Raw genomic sequence first — 16,886 nt, forward strand, 5'->3', positions numbered from 1 at the left:
TTGTTGATCTGGCTTTACTTTATCCTTTTTTGAAGAGTAAAGCCGATCTTGTAGATTGCCCGCTCCAGATTGGCCTCGGTGCTTATATCGTTTAAATCAGCACCTGCTTCAACGACTTTCCGCGCAACCTCAGGACTGAGACCTGTCAGGATGGGTTTTACGCCGATCAATCCTAATAAATTTACAATCTTCATTAAAGAAGCAATTACCAGATGATCTACCCTGAGAATTCCGGACAGATCAATGATCAGGTATTCCAGCGACAAATGCTGGCTTTTTGACAGGGCGAAAAGGAGGATATTTCCAGCCCGGTATTCGGTAATCACACCGATGATAGGCAGGATGGCGACTCCTTTCGTGATGGGAACAAACGGAGCAGACAGACTCTGAATCTGCTGATAGGCATCATCCAATTCCAGTACATATGTAAGCAGGGAAGCCATTCTCCGGAACAATTCAATATGTTGTTCCGAGATTGTGATATTCCTGGTATCCAGTCCGCAGATTGTTCCATAATTCTTTCCATCTACATAATAAATCGGTATGCCGATGAAAGTTCCGCCGCCAAGGCCTTTTGTTACGTCCAATGAGCTAGTCTGATCACTTCTATTAAGGTCAGGTATGACAAGCACTTCACTGCCATGATCGACACTCAGCTTGCAGAAGGTTTGTTCAAAAGGCAGGGAATCCCCTTCTGACAGTAAATGATCATCCTTATTGAGGACCTTGACAATGGAGTTTACTTGACTATCATTTTTAGCGATGAAAAGGGTGTTGATATCCAAAAGCTTGCTCAACATGATCAGAATGCTGTCTGCTGCATCTTCAAAATTTTTGAAGGTTTTTGTCCCAAGGGTAATATCGCTTAAAGTATTCATGAGGGATCCTCTCAGTTTCTTTCCCCCATGATAACATCCACGGTACTTTTTAACCAATTTAAGCAGAAAACAAACATGAGTTTTCTACTCACAGCCCATGCAGGAAAGGAACCTGGTCAAAAGCAGGAACAAACACAATAAGGCGGTGGAGCGGAGTAAGGCACACCAGGAATGCCAGCAAGATACATAGTGTTTATACCTGCCTGCAGGAAGGCTTATAATACATGCAGCTCCGGCCCTTTTCCACAGAAGAGCCGGGATTACTTCCCGGCATCTAGTCTTCTATTTAGATCCAGCCGAACAATCCTGCTGCCTGGGCAATGATAAACGGTACAAGAATCGCCAGTACAGTCGGAATTAAAAAGGCAAGGAAGGTCCATTTTTTACTCTTCGTCTCTTTGTAAATATTAAGGAGAGCTGTCCCGCATGGATAATGCAGCAGGGAAAACAGCATCATATTCAAGGCCGTGACCCAGGTCCAGCCATGCTCGAGGAATACTTTCTTCAAATCTGCCAAACTATCCAATTCGGTGAGAGAACCCGTAGACAGGTATCCCATCAGCAGGATAGGAAGCACGATTTCATTTGCCGGAAGACCGAGTATGAATGCAAACAGGATATACCCATCAAGACCGAGCATCCTCCCGAATGGATCCAAAAAGTTTACACAATGCATCAGGAGGCTCAAATCACCGATATATACATTGGCAATCACCCAGGTAAGGACGGCTGCAGGAGCTGCAACCTTGACTGCCCTGACCAGCACGGTCCAGGACTTTGTAAGCGACGAGCGAATGACTGTATCAAAGAATTTCGGGCGCCGGTATGGGGGCAGCTCAAGAGTATAGTGAGTGGGCACACCTTTCAGGGCCGTTTTGCTCAATGCCCAGGAAACAAAGAAAGTCACCAGGATTCCGAATAACACGAGGCTTACCACCACTCCTGCTGAAACAAGCATTTTCCATCCGCCTGTGAAATTGGCGGCCATGAACATGGATGATAAAATAATCAGCGTTCCCCAGCGGCCGTTGCATGGTACAAAGTTATTCGTCAGGATTGCGAGCATCCTCTCTCTCGGCGACTCAATGATCCTCGATGACATGACAGCGGCAGCATTGCAGCCAAACCCCATCGCCATGGTCAAGGACTGCTTTCCATGTGCACCTGCCTTCTTGAAGATGCGGTCCATATTAAAGGCAACCCGGGGCAGATAGCCAAAATTTTCAAGGAGTGCAAACACAGGAAAGAATATGGCCATAGGAGGCAGCATGACGCTAATGACCCAGGTGGAACCCCTGTATAACCCCAAGACCAGGAGTCCGTGAAGCCACCCGGGCGCCCCCGCATAATGGAATGCTTGTGTCAGGTAGTTTTCAATCCAGCCGAAAAACTGGGCAAGCAGCGAAGACGGAATATTGGCACCGGCAATGGTTAGATAAAAAACAACTCCCAGCATGATGATCATGATAGGAAAGCCGAGGATCGGCGAAGTGAAGATAGCATCCAGTTTTTCAGTCCGTGCATCATGGGACTGTTTAGAAGTCACCGCCTGACCGCACAGAGATCTGCTGTTTTCATAGAGCTGCTGGATGATATCATCCCTGAGCCCGGAGGATGAGAGAGTCTTTGCTTCCGTATACAAACCTTCTAAATTCATTGCACTTCCCCCCTATGCGTGGCAATCTGCCTGTTTATTTCCCTTAAAAGCCCTTCATCTCCGTCCAATAGACGCAATGCAACCCAGCGGGGTGATAGTGTGTTCCCCACAATTTTTTTTACTTTTTCCTCCATGGCGCTGATTTTCTCTTCAATCTCCGGTTTATAAACCATCTGGATGGGATTGCATTCAATTACGCCCTTCAAGATCCGGTCCATCGTATCGAGGAGCATGGGGATGCCGGTTTTATTTCTGGCCGAGATTTTTATAACGGGGACTCCAAGCCGCCTCGTCAGCAGCTGTTCATTGATCTGAATTCCCTGCTTTTCCGCTTCATCCATCAAATTGATGCAGATGATGACATTTTTTGTGATTTCCAATACCTGAAGTGCCAGGTTCATATTCCGTTCAAGAGCGGTTGCATCGAGGACAACCAGTGTTAAATCCGGTTTTTCAAACGCTATATAATTGCGTGCCGCCTCTTCATCTGCTGAATTGGAGAAAAGTGAATAAGTACCCGGCAGGTCAATCAGCCTGATGACTGCTCCCTTATGGCGGATGGTCCCTTCAGCAAGCGAGACGGTCTTGCCGGCCCAGTTGCCGGTGTGCTGCTTCAGCCCTGTCAACGCATTGAACAAAGTGCTTTTCCCGGTGTTTGGATTTCCAGCAAGTGCGACTCTATATGTGTCAGTCATTCGGCAGCAGCTCCCCTTCTATGTTATAGCTCTCCTGTTTCCGCAGGGCGATCACGGTCTGGCTTACCCTGAATGCGACAGGATCTCCCAGAGGACTTTTCCTTACCACCTGGACGACAGCTCCAGGGACAAAGCCTAAATCCATGAGCCTTCTTCGCATCACACCCTCAAGGTTCATAGAAGTGATTTTTATGGAATCCCCTTTCTTCCCTTGAGATAGTTTGATTTTATTGACTACACCCATTTATTTTCCCTCCGTTCTAATTTGTTTCCTTAACGCAACTTTTAATTTATACTATGTTTGTTTTTGAATAATGTCAATCAAAAAAATAATATGGCCTTCTGTAAACATGTTTTTGCTTCCTGCCTGGCCGATGTATGACTGTTTAAAGCAATAAAGTATTAAATTTTTCACAAAGTAGGTTCGTCCGGTAAATAACTGGGTAAGTAATCCTATTATGACTGCATGACATTTCATGCGATTTTAGGAGGAAAGCTCATGGAGCGAAATCATACAATTATTCAATTCTTTGAATGGCACACAGAAGCCGATGGCATGCACTGGAACCGTCTGAAAGAGCTTGCTCCATCTTTAAAAGAAAAAGGAATCTCCTCGATATGGCTCCCCCCTGTCACAAAAGCCACCTCGCCGGATGATAACGGCTATGCTCCTTACGACCTGTACGATCTCGGAGAATTTGACCAAAAAGGATCCATCCGCACGAAATATGGTACTAAGCTTGAATTGATTGATGCAATTTCCGCCTGTCATATAGAGGGCCTCAAGGTATATATCGACATTGTGATGAATCACAAAGCCGGGGCCGATGAAACGGAATTATTCCAAGTGATCGAGGTCGACCAGGAGAACCGGACTGAAGAAATATCCGAACCATTTGATATTGAGGGCTGGACCAAGTTCACGTTCCCCGGACGGGCCGGCAGATATTCAGAATTCCAATGGGATTTTGGACATTTCAATGGGACAGATTATGATGCCAAGAGGGATAAAACCGGTGTTTATAAGATTGTGGGAGAACATAAAGACTGGAATGATCATGTGGATGACGAATTCGGCAACTATGATTATCTGATGTTCGCCAATATCGATTATGATCACAGGGATGTCCAGAAGGAAATGATTGAGTGGGGAAAATGGCTTTCTGACACACTTAACTGCGATGGCTACCGCCTTGATGCTATCAAGCACATCAATCACAATTTTGTCCGTGAATTTGTTGAAGAGATGTTCAAGTACCGTGGAGATGATTTTTACTTTGTCGGCGAATTCTGGAAACCGGACCTTGATGCCTGCCAGAAATATTTGGACCAGGTTGACTATAACATTGATTTATTTGATGTTCCCTTGCATTACAAGCTCCATCAGGCCTCTATTGAAGGCAGGAATTTTGACTTGTCCTCCATTTTTGAGGAAACCCTTGTCAGCTCGCATCCCATGAATGCTGTCACTTTTGTGGACAATCATGATTCCCAGCCCCATGAGGCACTTGAATCATGGGTGCAGGACTGGTTTAAACCAAGCGCATATGCCCTCATCCTGCTCCGGAGGGATGGATATCCGGTTCTCTTTTATGGAGATTATTACGGCATTGGCGGCCCAGAGCCGGAAGAAGGCAAAAAGGATATATTGGATGCACTTCTGTGCGCCAGGTACGATAAAGCATATGGGGAACAGACAGATTACTTTGACCACCCGAATACCATCGGCTGGGTGCGCCACGGTGTTGATGAATTCGAGGATTCAGGCTGTGCAGTAGTAATATCCAACGGCGATGAAGGCGAAAAGCGGATGTTCGCCGGAGAAAACAAAGCCGGTCAGATCTGGATTGATCTTACAGGATCAAGGGAGGATGAAATCACCATAGAAGAAGATGGACATGCAGCCTTCCCGGTAAACGGCGGTAGTGTTTCAGTCTGGGCTAAAAAGTAGGTCCCTTTCACAGCATCTTGAATGCTTTCTTCAGCTGTCTGCAGCATAAAAAATAGAATGTACATGCAATTATTTTTATCCTCTTCATAGTATGTGGAGCACTACTCACTGCCTATGGGAGGATATTATGTTTGCAGAGATTTTATTTATCATGGCACTTGGAATCTCACTGAGTTTTGACAGTTTCACAGTTGGATTTTCTTACGGACTGAAAGGCATTGCCATACCTTATCCGCCGCTTGTGATCATCGGGGCCCTTACTGGGGCTGCTTTCTTCCTTTCCATGCTGATCGGCCATAGTCTAAGCCGGCATCTGCCGTCAGGAAGCACAGTGATGATCGGTGCGCTGATTTTAATATTTCTCGGCATTAGTGCTGTCTTGAATTCACTTCGTAAAAAGGAGAATTTAAAATCCGGGGCGAGACCTGAGGCCCGGAGAAAAAGGAAAAGCATGAAGCTGTTTAATATCAGAATTGTTATAGAAATCCTTAATCAGCCCGAGCTTGCAGACGCCGATCAATCCGGCAGGATCTCACTGCGGGAGTCTCTCATGTTAGGTCTGGCGCTGGCGCTTGATGCGCTCGGGGCCGGAATCGGGGCTGCCCTTCAGGGAACCCCTTTAATCCTGACTCCTGTGCTCATGGCGGTCATCAGCTCAGTCATCCTGCTCGCAGGCACAAAGGCAGGGAAAAGATGCAGCAATGTCAAAGGGATGAATGAGCTTCAGGTACTGCCAGGATTCATGCTGATTCTTCTTGGACTATATAAACTGATTTTTTAATAAAACGTCTGTCCCTTTAGCTGCTTAGAATTACTTCTATGCTTTTGGGACAGATTATTTTTTTGGTTACAGAGCTGATTCAGCCTGTTCCACCGGTTTAATAAGTTTGCGGAAGCGAAAATAAAGATAAACTGACCTTGCAGCGAGATCAATAGCTATGGCAAGCCATATTCCCGCAATCCCCAAACCGCATAGAATTCCAAGGATATACACGCCTGCCACACGTATTCCCCACATTCCCGCTGCCGTGCTGTACATCGGGCTCTTTGTATCACCCGCACCCTGCAATGCTCCGGCCAGCACCAGGCTTGCAGCAACGGCAGGCTGTGCAAAAGCGTCGATTCTCAAGGCCGTCACAACCATGGCAGCAGCACTCCGGTCCTCCGTAAACCAGGCAGCAAACCAGGGAGACAAAAAGAATAACAGAACGCCGATGAAACTCATGAATAGGACAGCGATGAACGTTGTCAGCATCCCATATCGATAGGCATCCCTCACTCGTCCTGCTCCCATGCTCTGGCCGACAAGTGTCGTCGCTGCGATGGCAAGGCCATAGCCCGGCATGTACGAAAAAGCCTCGATGTTGCCTGCAATCGTATGAGCTGCATACGTTTCAGTACCCATCCGGACAATCAGACCAAAATAAAGCACCTGCCCCAGCCGCATGATCAAACGCTCAATGGCAGCAGGTCCGGACAATTTGATGATGGGCGGCCCAAAGCTTTTTACAAGTGGAGTCTGCCTGGCAAAAAGGGAGAAGGCTGTCTTCGATTTTTTGATTTTGATATACAACAGCACAGTGCCTAGAACGCGGACTAGCACTGTGGCGAGGGCTGCTCCCGCCACTCCCATCCCGGGAATCATATATAACCCGAAGATCAGGATATAATCCAGGCCGATATGGATAATATTGATCCACCATCCCACCTTCATCGGTGTCTTTGTATCTCCAGATGCCCTTAGAATGCTTCCAAATATCAGCATAAGAGAAATAAAGACGGATGGCACACCGACTATCCGTAAATATAAAGCTCCCTCTTGGAGAACTTCAGGACTTGCTCCCATTACTCTCAGCAGCGATTCTGCAAAGAACAGGGTCACAATTCCTGCAATGATGCCGGCTATTACGGAAAGGAAGGCTGACTGTTTGGCAGCCGCCCCCGCTGCTTTGAAATCCCCAGCCCCGATCAATCTCGCAATGATAGATGATGTTCCGACCCCAATGGCCATAAAGATAGCAATATAAATAGCCAAAATAGTATTGGCTATCCCCACGGCAGTCACCTTATCCAGCCCGATCCTTGCCACGAACAAAGTATCTGCAAATCCAACAACCGTCTGCAGGATGCTTTCTATCATGGCCGGAATGGCCAATGCCAATATAACAGAGACTTTCTGCCGTCTATCATTCTGCATTTCTTTCACCCTCTCCTAATCAGCAGGAGCAAAAGCCTTTAAAGCCAGCATCCCGGACCCTATATATCTCTATCATAACAAAATAGCTGTTATGACATCCTGTACGGCTATGGACTGATTGCAGCGAAAGTGCTCCACATATGCAGGAGATACGGCTGCCGCCAGGATGGGGGACGTTTCACCTTCCAAGTCAGATTTAAAAAGTCCTTCATACTCCTCATGGGACGTTTCACCTCCTAATTGCTCCAAAAAGTCTTTCATACCCCCGATGAAGGACTTTTCGCCTCTAAATCAGCTTCAAAAAGGTCTTCATATCCCCTATGAAGGACTATTAAATTCTCAACCAGCTTCAAAATGTCCTTCATACCCCCGATGAAGGACTTTTCACCTCTCAATCAGCTTCAAAAAGGTCTTCATATCGCCTATGAAGGACTTTTAAATTCTCAACCAGCTTCAAAATGTCCTTCATACCCCCGATGAAGGACTTTTCACCTCTCAACCAGCTCCAAAATGTCCTTCATACCCCTGATGAAGGACTTTTCAATTCTCAACCAGCTCCAAAATGTCCTTCATACCCCCGATGAAGAAAAATACCTACGCCAGGAACCTCCTGAATCTCCTCCACAGATTTGCTCCAATGGCAGGTGTGTGCTTTTACTCCCCCGGCTGCCGGGGTAACTCACCCTCTCTTCGTAACAGCACCAAAACATACTAAAAAGGCTGCCCCATAGCAGCCTTTTATCTTAATATACGAGGTGCTTGAGGGATCAGGCCCCTTTTCGCACGGTGCTGTTTTTGTTAAAGACTATTTCTTTTTCCCCTACCAATGTCACTTCCGTGGCGGTGCCTATTCCAATATTGCTTTTTATGACCGCTCCGGATCCTATTACTGCATTTTCAATTCTTACGTTCTCTCCCACCACTGCATTAGGGAGCAGGACGGAGTTTCTGATGATAGAGCCTTTCCCTACTTTCACTCCGTGTGAAAGAACCGATTTGTGAACATGTCCATGAATCTCGCAGCCTTCACTGATCAGTGATTGCTTAACCGTGGATGACTCATCTAAAAATAATGGAGGGTGGCAGTGGTTAGCGGTATATATTGGCCAGTCTTTATGATGCAGCAGGGGATTTTTATCCGCGGACAGCAGGTCCAGGTTTGCTTCCCAAAAACTATCAACTGTGCCGACATCTTTCCAATATCCGTCAAACTGATAAGCCGAGAGGTGATGATTTGCATTAAGCATATGAGGGATAACATCTTTTCCAAAATCAAGGAATGAATCTGTATCATAGTCCATTTGCTTAAGTAACGTTTTCAGGGTTTTCCAGTTAAAGATATAGATGCCCATGGATGCCAGATTGGATTTAGCCTTTTTCGGCTTTTCTTCAAATTCTGTGATTCTGCTTGAATCAGGATCCATATTCATGATTCCGAACCGGTCTGTCTCCTCCCAGGGAACCTTTATCACGGAAATGGTGGCATCTGCGGAATGTTCTTTATGATGTTCCAGCATCTTTCCATAATCCATTTTATAGATATGGTCACCCGAGAGAATCAGGACATATTCTGGATCTTGCTCTTCGATGAAATTCAGATTCTGGTAAATGGAATGAGCCGTTCCTTCATACCATTTGTACTGGGATTCACACTGATACGGTGATAGGATGCTGACGCCCCCATTCCGCTGATTCAATCCCCAGATTTCTCCGGAACTCACATAATTCTGAAGAGTATGCGGCTGATACTGAGTCAGCAGCCCGACGGTATCGATGCCTGAGTTCATGCAATTGCTCAGGGTAAAATCAATGATCCTATATTTCCCGCCATAAGGGACAGCAGGTTTCGCCAGATTTTGCGTCAATGCCTTCAAACGGGAACCACGTCCACCAGCTAAGAGCATCGCAATCATTTCTTTCTTTGCCAAAATATGTTCCCTCCCTAAGTATTTTTATTTCATTAAGCCGCCGGCAGCCACGACAATATACTCCTATACCACCTATTAAATAGAGCTAAACACTTTTAATTTTATGGGAGCCTCTTTTTTCAAAAAATAGTGCTTACCTCCTGTCTCTTATCCCTTTTTATGACATATTCTCATGCAGTCCGGCTAATACAGGATCTTTTGAAGCCAGCAAAAAAGCCAAGAGAAAAATTCTCTTGGCTTTCCTATTTTATTTACCAGATTCATTGAAGCTTTTGATGCGCTCCCCAATCTCATCGCGGACCCGTTGAAAAAAGGCCCATTTTTCTTCATCGGTTCCCTGTGCCTTCGCCGGGTCATCGAATCCCCAGTGATCACGTTTTACATGAGGAGGCGTCATAGGGCACTTATCGGCTGCGTCCCCGCAAAGGGTCACAACGAAATCAGCGCTGTTCAGGATTTCCGTGTCAATGATGTCTGAAGTCTGCTTAGAAATGTCAATTCCCGCTTCATCCATCGCCTTTACTGCATTTGGATTCAGCCCGTGAGCCTCGATACCTGCACTCAATACTCTCCACCCATCTCCCAAGTATTTTTTTCCCCAGCCTTCAGCCATCTGGCTGCGGCATGAATTACCTGTACATAAGAAGTAAATGGTTTTTTTAGACATGATGATAGCTCCTTTTGTGTGTTTTAATGAATAATGAGCAGCCAAATATATAGACCTGCAAGTGTGATGAAAAGAGTTGGCACGGTTAAGATAATACCTGTTTTAAAGTACGTTCCCCACGATATCTTTACACCTTTTTGAGACAGGACGTGAAGCCAGAGCAGGGTAGCAAGGGAACCAATCGGCGTAATTTTAGGACCGAGATCCGAACCAATTACGTTGGCATAAATTAACCCTTCCCTCATCACACCGGTCGTCCCGGTGTCTGCAATGGCCAAAGCATCGATCATGACAGTAGGCAGATTATTCATAACAGATGAAAGAATGGCAGCGATGAATCCCATCCCTATTGTACCCGCCAACAATCCATGATCTGCGGCTGATCCGATGACATCAGCCAGCACTCCTGTCAGTCCGGCATTCCTCAGTCCATATACGACTACATACATTCCGATTGAGAAGAACACAATCGCCCAAGGAGCTCCTTTAATCACACCTCTCGTGTGGACCGCCTTGCTCATCCTCGCCATTGCAAGGAAAAAGATGGCGACCACCCCGGCTATGGCCGACACAGGAACATGCAACAGCTCACTCAGGAAATAGCCTGCTACTAATATCGCCAGGACAATCCAGGAAAGACGGAACATTTTCAGATCCCGGATGGCATCTGACGGCTTTTTCAACTGAGTGATGTCGTAATTTCTTGGTATATTCCGCTTAAAGTACAGATACAAAACAAGAATGCTTGCCGCGAGTGAAAACAGATTCGGCACGAACATACGTGATGCGTATTCTGCAAAACCGATTCCAAAAAAATCGGCTGATACGATATTAACCAAATTGCTGACAACAAGCGGAAGCGACGTGGTGTCTGCAATGAATCCGCTGGCCATGATGAATGGGAAGATCATTTTGTCTGCCAGCTTTAAGTTGCGCACCATCGCGAGGACTATTGGTGTCAGGATTAATGCTGCCCCGTCGTTGGCAAACAGGGCTGCCACAAGGGCTCCAAGAACGCTGACATACACGAACATCCGGATCCCATTCCCTTTTGCAGCTCTCGCCATATGAAGGGCGGCCCACTCAAAGAATCCGATTTCGTCTAAAATTAATGAAATAATAATGATTGCGATAAATGCCAGTGTGGCATTCCAGACAATCCCTGTAACATCCAATACATCTTGAAAATCGACAACCCCCAAAATGAGGGCAGCCGCAGCGCCGCCGCAGGCAGACCAGCCGATGGACAACCCTCTCGGCTGCCAGATGACCAGTGTAAGCGTGATTAAAAAGATGATGCAGGCTGAGATGACTAAAAACACTTGATGAATTCCTCCTTAGTCACAGCAGATGCGTTTCCCCTGTGCCTCTAATTCCTTTAATTTATAGCGCTGATTTGGCAAGTCGGAGATAACATGCAGAATAAAAGAGCTGTAGACCGAACTTGGGTTCAAAGAGTAATAGATCCATTGTCCCCTTCTTATTTCTTTCACGATTCCGCTGTCCTTTAATTTCCTAAGATGCTGGCTGACCGCTGGCTGGCTCATGTCAAACAGGTCGACAAACTCACATACACAGCATTCACTTTCAGACATGATTTTTATCATCGTTAACCGTGTCTTGTCTCCGAGAAGCTTCAATAAGCCTGCAGCAGTTTCTATATCCAGTTCTTGTATTGATTGCATGAAATCCTCCTCAATAACAATGATTACTCCCCTGTTATCCACAGCTTATTGTATAAGCAATCACTTATATAAACAACCCTATTTAAGCTGCTATCCTCATTTTTATGCAAACTAAATATTGTACTTGTATAATTAAAAGCAGAATAGGGATATTATTCGTCCAAGCCATAAGTTTGTGAAGGATAGTGAGTCTTCTTTGTTGAAGTATAAGCAAAAGCAAAAATATCAAGGAGTGAAATATATGATCACGACAAACAAGGAGCTGCCGGCAGAAAAGCGGGAAGAACTGCTCCGGAGCCTAAAGGTTCGTTTCGAGAAAAACATGCACCGCCATCCAGAAATAGAGTGGGCCAAGGTCCAGACAAGGATCGAAGCTGATCCTGATAAATTATGGTCGCTGGGTGAAATGGAGGAAACCGGCGGTGAGCCGGATGTAGTTGTTTTTGATAAGAAAGTGGATGGATATACTTTTTACGACTGTTCAGCGGAAAGCCCTAAAGGCCGCAGAAGTGTGTGTTACGACCGGGAAGCGCTGGAGTCGAGGAAAAAGCATAAACCGGAAAATAATGCGGTCGATATGGCGGCAGACATGGGAATTGAACTGCTAACGGAAGATCAGTACCGAAAACTGCAAAAACTTGAGCGTTTTGATATGAAAACTTCAAGCTGGGTGCAGACACCTGAGAGCATTAGAAAACTTGGCGGTGCCCTCTTTTGTGACTGCCGCTATGATACGGTCTTCGTCTACCATAACGGAGCGGAATCGTATTATGCTGCAAGGGGATTCCGCGGTTTGCTAAGGGTGTAAAACTTAAAACCGTTTAAAGGCAGATAAATGCTGCCTGGTCGGCCATGGCCATGAAAGACAAGAAGCAGAAGCTGCAAAATTGCAGCTTCTGCTTCTTTCTGTGGAAAAGGGGCGGAGCCCCATGTATCATGAGCTCTGCAAGAAGGTGTGAACATCATTTATCTTTCTGGCATTCCTGCCTGAGCGTTGCCACTCTCCACCTCCCCTTATTATGTTTGTTCCTGCTCTTATCCAGTTGAACATTCCCCGTATGCGTTCATAAGAATGACGCCTGCAAAATAAATATAAATAAGACAACATTTATTGGAGTGGAACTCCATGCCAATAAGGGCAGAGGTCATCATCAAATGGATCAAGAAGAGGAGTGAGTTCTATTATGAAAAAGGTTGGAAAGGACGACTTTGTATCAGGTTTTGTTCCTGAACATAACCACGGATCTGTGGACTATACATCTGTAGATGCCGGTCATGTTCATCAGTGTTTGGACGTAACACATCCTGCTGTCCAGACCCCGGATGGGAGTCATGTTCATTATACGGAAGGTTATGTTGTATTCGAGGATGGACATACCCACTACTATAAAGCCTATTCAGGTCCGGCTATTCCTGTTGGAAATGGAATGCATGTCCATTACTATGATTTTTACACCACAGAAGCAAACGGCCACAGGCATAGGGTACGCGGGGTAGATAAGCCGGCTCCCGGAAATTTATAATAGGAATTTGCTCGTTTTCATCTGTCTTCAGGGCAGTGCATAAAGACAGAGAACGCCTTTATCTTTTGCCTAGAGGTTAACTGGAAAGATCGTTTAGATACGATCTTTTTTATTTAGGCTGTTTTGACATAGATTGCCGCAATTGAACAAGAAAGTGGATTTCCGCTGCAGGCACTCGCTTTCCGCGGGGCGGGTGGTGTGCCTCCTCGTCTTCGCCTGCGGGGTCTCACCTGTCCCTCATATCCCGCAGGAGTCTCGCGCCTTCCTCTCCAATCCACTTGCTTAACGATTAGATTTCGTTCAAAAAAATTCACCCAAACAATAATCTTTCAAAATAACAGATAACAAAAAGAGCCCCTAAAAGGCTCCCAGCCCTGCTTTTATATATACTTCCTGTGCACCCCTTTCCATCATAGGTGAACACGATGTTTCTTCCTTCGAATACGGATTCCATGTGGACGGTGCGCCCCCAGAGCTGGTGCAGGTATGGCAGGTCCATTAAGGCGGTTATTATCCAAGTTGTCGACAACCAACTATAATCAAATAAGTACAATTTACATATTCAGTTTTTGGAGTCCTTTTCACTTCTGTTCGTGTAGAAGGGATATTTCGCTCCCCATTGGATTAAAGTTTGGAGCTTGTTATTTGACTATTACTTTTCCAGCCATTCCTTCTTGTAAATGGTACCGACATAAAAGATCATATGTACCAGCTATTTTTGGTTTCACGGTTGTGGTTATATCTTTTCCCGGCTGGACTTCGACGTCAATTCCGAGCTTTTCAACTGTGAAGGTGTGCTTTTTCTGTCCTTTGTTTTTCAATATCAAGGTAGTTGTTCTTTGAATCGGAATATTTATGACTTTAGGAATAAAATAATCATCATTCAATTCAACCTGAATCGCTTTCACCGACTCAATAGGCTGTGCTACAACACCGGCATCAGCAAAAATTTTGAATGAGCCTTGAGCTGTCATAATAGTAAGCAATATGAGCAATCCAGTTAACCACTTTTTAAGATATATTTGTAAATGCCTCCTTTCTTAGAACTAAAATTGATTTATCGAAAAAGCACCGGGTCCAATTAATGCAATACCGATAGAAACTACAATTAAGAACAGATTGTATTCAAATCCTCCGGAGGTTACTGAGAAACCTTTTGATCCATGTACTTTTACAATAGACCCTATCATAACAACAAGAATTAAAATTGCAGCTAATGGTAAAAATAACCCTATGACAAATAAAATTCCTGATAATAACTCCGCAACACCACTAAAAGCAGCAATAATTTTACCTGGTTTTATACCGATGGACTCAAACCACCCTCCTGTTCCCGCGATACCATGCCCTCCGAACCAACCAAACAGTTTTTGAGAACCATAATAAATGAATACAAAACCCACCATTAATCGGATAAGAAGTAAACCTAAATCTTCCACTTAAACAACTCCATTCAAAATACTTAAATTCACAGATTTATTTTGTAAACTTATCCGGAAACTGCTTCACAATTCCCGCAGAAATAGTATCTGCCATTAAGATTATATGTGTGACTCCTTCATCAATTGAGATAATTCTTCCGTTCCAGTCTTTTCCTAAGCTAGCAGATAAGTCATTTGCCACTAATTTGAGATGCATATACAGCAAATTTTTTACATCTTCAATTTTCAAATAGGGGTTGGCACTGCTAAGGAAAGCTGCTATTTGATCAGCATTTCTATACCATTCTTTATTTAGGTGATTCACCAAGACATCATTTCCGCTTTTAGCCGCCTCTACGATCCTTCCCGCAATAACAATATGCTCCTTAAGCAAACCGGTAAGTTGGTTCCCAGCTTTTTCCCCGTATACTGGCTTTACAGCATTACCTATGTCCTCCTGATTTTTCAAAAGTCTAGCCAGTACCTGTTTTTGATCCTCCGCTCCTCCGGTTGTTGCACTTGTAATATAATTACTTGTCCACAAAACATGATCAGTCCAAAGTTTTCTAAAATTATTTTTAAACTTTACCTCGGGTTGGCTTATGCATTGTACCTGCGGTATAGCGTAGGCATCCGTTGTTCCGTACACTATATTTAGGGAAAATAACAATATTAATCCAATCAACAGTAACTTTTTCATTAACCTACTCCTTCCAATTAAAGTCCTTTTTATTATTGATACATGGGATTTTTTTATTCCTAAACCTGGGCTCTACTAACCGTAATGTTGGATTGATAGTTTTATGCCCCCATGGCCTTTTCCTTATGACCTCAACAGCAGCTCCTTTAACAACAATATTAAATACAATCAGGAGGCACTGAAGATGAAAAAGTTTCCTAATAAATTATCAATGGCAAAATCGCCACAAAATCCTGTATTCAAAGAACTTTACCTTGCTTTAACAATTTTAATTAATTCAGATTTTTCGCTTTTAGTCATATACGTAAGGGTATAGGTTGAATTTTCCTTCAGCTGTTTCCACATACTTTTGCTCGGCACCGTTATCGTAAGGATTTTAAGGTTACGGGCGTTAGGGTCGTAACCATGCAAGATACGATGAGTTTCGCCCGTTTCTTTTTTCACCACTATGAATTCACAGGTCGTGCTGGATTGAATAGCCTTCGAATACAGAGAATATAATCCACTGAATATAAGTAGGATCAACAACATAAATGACATCCATTTTACTCGCTTCGTGTTCATGGTGACCTCCTTATTTGGTTTTGAATACCGGAAGGTTTTTGAAAGCAGCCGCTTCATCCCGGTATTTTACTCTGTAGTACTTTTATGGTTAATAACACCCTGGGTTTAGAAACCATTTCAGGTGTCATAAATTCTTCACCAGTTATAATTAAAAGACGCCACTCAGGTGAATGGCGTCTTTAATGTCTTATCTAAATAAGGAAAACTTATGAACTACTATACTATATGAAAACAGCGAACCATCTATTCCCGTTTAAAATACAAATTCAAAAAAACTTTGTGTACGCATTAAGCCCGCCCGAGTATAATCTTGAAATTTGACTCTACACTTTATGAACGGATCCAGATGCAGCCAATTTTTGTCCTCGTCAATTACAAATTGTTGGGCTATATTCCAGAATGCCTTCCGTTCATTAGGAGGTACAAACTCGCTCACCCCTACATATTTTTCATCCTTCAGCAGCGACCAGCCAAAGTTGTCCTTCCTTAAGCCGACAATCTGGACTGTATCGCATTTAAGCATTTATAATTCTTTACCTTCAGCCAATCGCGACTGCGGGTATCCATCTGATAAGAGCTGCCCTTACGTTTAGAAACAATCCCCTCTAACCCAGCATCTTTATCCGCTTGGAACAACGCTGCACCATCATCGAAAGACTTTGCTTTAGAGATTGTATGGAAAGTCTTGCACGGCCTCCTCAAGCATTTCCAGACGTTCCTCAATGGGCCGCTTTGTTATGTCTTTACCTTCTATGTAAAGAGTATCAAAGGCAGCATAATGAGCAGGTAGTTCAAAGGCTAAACCATTTATGGATTTACTCGCGTGGAATCTCTTCATGACTGATTTCCAGCAGGGGTTCCATCCTTCTTGACCACCATTTTCACCATCAAGCACAACATCGTTTGAAAAAGCCATTTGCATTTCAGGAAACTGCCGGCAAGCTCGTTTTCATGTCTGGTATACAACTTAACTTCATCTTTGGATGAAAGAATACAACGGAACCTATCCAACTTCAGTTG

Annotated in this window: 20 protein-coding genes and 1 pseudogene; 5 read left to right on the plus strand and 16 right to left on the minus strand. The window is 44.4% G+C overall.

All coding sequences use genetic code 11. The annotated features are described in order from the left end of the window. Window positions 1-14 precede the first annotated feature (14 nt). The 4 genes from V1498_RS17210 to V1498_RS17225 all read right to left on the minus strand — a co-directional run bounded on the left by V1498_RS17210 (window position 15) and on the right by V1498_RS17225 (window position 3,474). The gene (locus V1498_RS17210; RefSeq protein WP_409294923.1) at window positions 15-878 is read right to left on the minus strand and encodes an STAS domain-containing protein; all 864 of its coding nucleotides are present in this window, start codon (window positions 876-878) and stop codon (window positions 15-17) included. Between the two features lie 286 nt (window positions 879-1,164). Next, window positions 1,165-2,535, minus strand: coding sequence for a nucleoside recognition domain-containing protein (locus tag V1498_RS17215; protein ID WP_409294925.1), 1,371 nt, complete (start codon window positions 2,533-2,535; stop codon window positions 1,165-1,167). Further along, a complete protein-coding gene (locus tag V1498_RS17220) occupies window positions 2,532-3,230 on the minus strand; it encodes a FeoB small GTPase domain-containing protein (protein ID WP_409294927.1) in 699 nt (232 codons plus the stop codon). The genes V1498_RS17215 and V1498_RS17220 overlap by 4 nt, the downstream gene beginning before the upstream one ends. Beyond that, a complete protein-coding gene (locus tag V1498_RS17225; RefSeq protein WP_409294929.1) occupies window positions 3,223-3,474 on the minus strand; it encodes a ferrous iron transport protein A in 252 nt (83 codons plus the stop codon). Before V1498_RS17225 ends, V1498_RS17220 begins: the two co-directional genes overlap by 8 nt. Window positions 3,475-3,729: 255 nt before the next feature. Here V1498_RS17225 and V1498_RS17230 point away from each other — a divergent pair, with 255 nt between their 5' ends. Both V1498_RS17230 and ytaF read left to right on the plus strand, forming a co-directional pair. Next, window positions 3,730-5,181, plus strand: a complete 1,452-nt coding sequence (locus V1498_RS17230; protein WP_409294931.1) for an alpha-amylase — start codon at window positions 3,730-3,732, stop codon at window positions 5,179-5,181. Window positions 5,182-5,308: 127 nt separating this feature from the next. Continuing rightward, on the plus strand, window positions 5,309-5,962 hold the full coding sequence (gene ytaF, locus V1498_RS17235) for a sporulation membrane protein YtaF (RefSeq protein WP_409294933.1): 654 nt from the start codon (window positions 5,309-5,311) through the stop codon (window positions 5,960-5,962). Window positions 5,963-6,028: 66 nt separating this feature from the next. Here the strand turns inward: ytaF and V1498_RS17240 are convergent, their stop codons facing one another. From V1498_RS17240 to V1498_RS17265, 6 genes are all read right to left on the minus strand, one after another. After that, the gene (locus V1498_RS17240) at window positions 6,029-7,378 is read right to left on the minus strand and encodes an MATE family efflux transporter (RefSeq protein ID WP_409294935.1); all 1,350 of its coding nucleotides are present in this window, start codon (window positions 7,376-7,378) and stop codon (window positions 6,029-6,031) included. Between the two features lie 72 nt (window positions 7,379-7,450). Next, on the minus strand, window positions 7,451-7,639 hold the full coding sequence (locus tag V1498_RS17245) for a hypothetical protein (RefSeq protein WP_409294937.1): 189 nt from the start codon (window positions 7,637-7,639) through the stop codon (window positions 7,451-7,453). A gap of 506 nt (window positions 7,640-8,145) precedes the next feature. Then, window positions 8,146-9,291: a glucose-1-phosphate adenylyltransferase gene (locus tag V1498_RS17250; protein ID WP_409299333.1), complete on the minus strand. Its 1,146-nt coding sequence runs from the start codon at window positions 9,289-9,291 to the stop codon at window positions 8,146-8,148. Window positions 9,292-9,553: 262 nt separating this feature from the next. Next, the gene (gene arsC / locus V1498_RS17255; RefSeq protein WP_409294938.1) at window positions 9,554-9,973 is read right to left on the minus strand and encodes an arsenate reductase (thioredoxin); all 420 of its coding nucleotides are present in this window, start codon (window positions 9,971-9,973) and stop codon (window positions 9,554-9,556) included. A 23-nt stretch (window positions 9,974-9,996) separates the two neighbouring features. Next, on the minus strand, window positions 9,997-11,295 hold the full coding sequence (locus V1498_RS17260; RefSeq protein WP_409294940.1) for an arsenic transporter: 1,299 nt from the start codon (window positions 11,293-11,295) through the stop codon (window positions 9,997-9,999). A gap of 15 nt (window positions 11,296-11,310) precedes the next feature. After that, the gene (locus V1498_RS17265) at window positions 11,311-11,658 is read right to left on the minus strand and encodes an ArsR/SmtB family transcription factor (protein WP_409294942.1); all 348 of its coding nucleotides are present in this window, start codon (window positions 11,656-11,658) and stop codon (window positions 11,311-11,313) included. Between the two features lie 241 nt (window positions 11,659-11,899). Here V1498_RS17265 and V1498_RS17270 point away from each other — a divergent pair, with 241 nt between their 5' ends. Both V1498_RS17270 and V1498_RS17275 read left to right on the plus strand, forming a co-directional pair. Then, window positions 11,900-12,466, plus strand: a complete 567-nt coding sequence (locus V1498_RS17270; protein WP_409294944.1) for a DUF4256 domain-containing protein — start codon at window positions 11,900-11,902, stop codon at window positions 12,464-12,466. A 376-nt stretch (window positions 12,467-12,842) separates the two neighbouring features. Further along, on the plus strand, window positions 12,843-13,181 hold the full coding sequence (locus tag V1498_RS17275) for a YmaF family protein (RefSeq protein WP_409294946.1): 339 nt from the start codon (window positions 12,843-12,845) through the stop codon (window positions 13,179-13,181). A 380-nt stretch (window positions 13,182-13,561) separates the two neighbouring features. Here the strand turns inward: V1498_RS17275 and V1498_RS17280 are convergent. From V1498_RS17280 to V1498_RS17295, 4 genes and pseudogenes are all read right to left on the minus strand, one after another. Further along, window positions 13,562-13,674 (minus strand): annotated as a pseudogene (locus tag V1498_RS17280) (stage V sporulation protein R); the annotation flags it as partial. Between the two features lie 148 nt (window positions 13,675-13,822). Beyond that, window positions 13,823-14,155, minus strand: coding sequence for a cupredoxin domain-containing protein (locus V1498_RS17285; RefSeq protein ID WP_409299334.1), 333 nt, complete (start codon window positions 14,153-14,155; stop codon window positions 13,823-13,825). A gap of 72 nt (window positions 14,156-14,227) precedes the next feature. Next, window positions 14,228-14,620 carry a DoxX family protein gene (locus tag V1498_RS17290; protein ID WP_409294947.1) on the minus strand — a complete coding sequence of 131 codons (393 nt, stop codon included), beginning with the start codon at window positions 14,618-14,620 and terminating at the stop codon, window positions 14,228-14,230. A 37-nt stretch (window positions 14,621-14,657) separates the two neighbouring features. Then, window positions 14,658-15,302 carry a glycosyltransferase gene (locus V1498_RS17295; protein WP_409294949.1) on the minus strand — a complete coding sequence of 215 codons (645 nt, stop codon included), beginning with the start codon at window positions 15,300-15,302 and terminating at the stop codon, window positions 14,658-14,660. 184 nt (window positions 15,303-15,486) lie between these two features. Between V1498_RS17295 and V1498_RS17300 the strand changes: the two genes are divergently transcribed. Continuing rightward, window positions 15,487-15,618 (plus strand): hypothetical protein, encoded by a 132-nt coding sequence (locus V1498_RS17300; RefSeq protein WP_409294950.1) that lies wholly within the window; start codon window positions 15,487-15,489, stop codon window positions 15,616-15,618. A 734-nt stretch (window positions 15,619-16,352) separates the two neighbouring features. On the opposite strand, the gene V1498_RS17305 is transcribed toward V1498_RS17300, so the two are convergent. Next, window positions 16,353-16,589, minus strand: coding sequence for a hypothetical protein (locus V1498_RS17305; protein WP_409294951.1), 237 nt, complete (start codon window positions 16,587-16,589; stop codon window positions 16,353-16,355). After that, on the minus strand, window positions 16,531-16,788 hold the full coding sequence (locus V1498_RS17310) for a hypothetical protein (RefSeq protein ID WP_409294953.1): 258 nt from the start codon (window positions 16,786-16,788) through the stop codon (window positions 16,531-16,533). Before V1498_RS17310 ends, V1498_RS17305 begins: the two co-directional genes overlap by 59 nt. Window positions 16,789-16,886 lie beyond the last annotated feature (98 nt).

The sequence above is a fragment of the Paraperibacillus marinus genome, from assembly GCF_046237605.1.
Taxonomy (GTDB): domain Bacteria; phylum Bacillota; class Bacilli; order Bacillales; family DSM-1321; genus Paraperibacillus; species Paraperibacillus marinus.

Coding starts and splice junctions, on each gene's coding strand:
- V1498_RS17210 (WP_409294923.1), bottom strand. CDS start 878: ATGAATACTTTAAGCGATATTACCCTTGGGACAAAAACCTTCAAAAAT.
- V1498_RS17215 (WP_409294925.1), bottom strand. CDS start 2,535: ATGAATTTAGAAGGTTTGTATACGGAAGCAAAGACTCTCTCATCCTCC.
- V1498_RS17220 (WP_409294927.1), bottom strand. CDS start 3,230: ATGACTGACACATATAGAGTCGCACTTGCTGGAAATCCAAACACCGGG.
- V1498_RS17225 (WP_409294929.1), bottom strand. CDS start 3,474: ATGGGTGTAGTCAATAAAATCAAACTATCTCAAGGGAAGAAAGGGGAT.
- V1498_RS17230 (WP_409294931.1), top strand. CDS start 3,730: ATGGAGCGAAATCATACAATTATTCAATTCTTTGAATGGCACACAGAA.
- ytaF (WP_409294933.1), top strand. CDS start 5,309: ATGTTTGCAGAGATTTTATTTATCATGGCACTTGGAATCTCACTGAGT.
- V1498_RS17240 (WP_409294935.1), bottom strand. CDS start 7,378: ATGCAGAATGATAGACGGCAGAAAGTCTCTGTTATATTGGCATTGGCC.
- V1498_RS17245 (WP_409294937.1), bottom strand. CDS start 7,639: ATGAAAGACTTTTTGGAGCAATTAGGAGGTGAAACGTCCCATGAGGAG.
- V1498_RS17250 (WP_409299333.1), bottom strand. CDS start 9,291: ATGATTGCGATGCTCTTAGCTGGTGGACGTGGTTCCCGTTTGAAGGCA.
- arsC (WP_409294938.1), bottom strand. CDS start 9,973: ATGTCTAAAAAAACCATTTACTTCTTATGTACAGGTAATTCATGCCGC.
- V1498_RS17265 (WP_409294942.1), bottom strand. CDS start 11,658: ATGCAATCAATACAAGAACTGGATATAGAAACTGCTGCAGGCTTATTG.
- V1498_RS17270 (WP_409294944.1), top strand. CDS start 11,900: ATGATCACGACAAACAAGGAGCTGCCGGCAGAAAAGCGGGAAGAACTG.
- V1498_RS17275 (WP_409294946.1), top strand. CDS start 12,843: ATGAAAAAGGTTGGAAAGGACGACTTTGTATCAGGTTTTGTTCCTGAA.
- V1498_RS17285 (WP_409299334.1), bottom strand. CDS start 14,155: ATGACAGCTCAAGGCTCATTCAAAATTTTTGCTGATGCCGGTGTTGTA.
- V1498_RS17295 (WP_409294949.1), bottom strand. CDS start 15,302: ATGAAAAAGTTACTGTTGATTGGATTAATATTGTTATTTTCCCTAAAT.
- V1498_RS17300 (WP_409294950.1), top strand. CDS start 15,487: ATGAAAAAGTTTCCTAATAAATTATCAATGGCAAAATCGCCACAAAAT.
- V1498_RS17310 (WP_409294953.1), bottom strand. CDS start 16,788: ATGCAAATGGCTTTTTCAAACGATGTTGTGCTTGATGGTGAAAATGGT.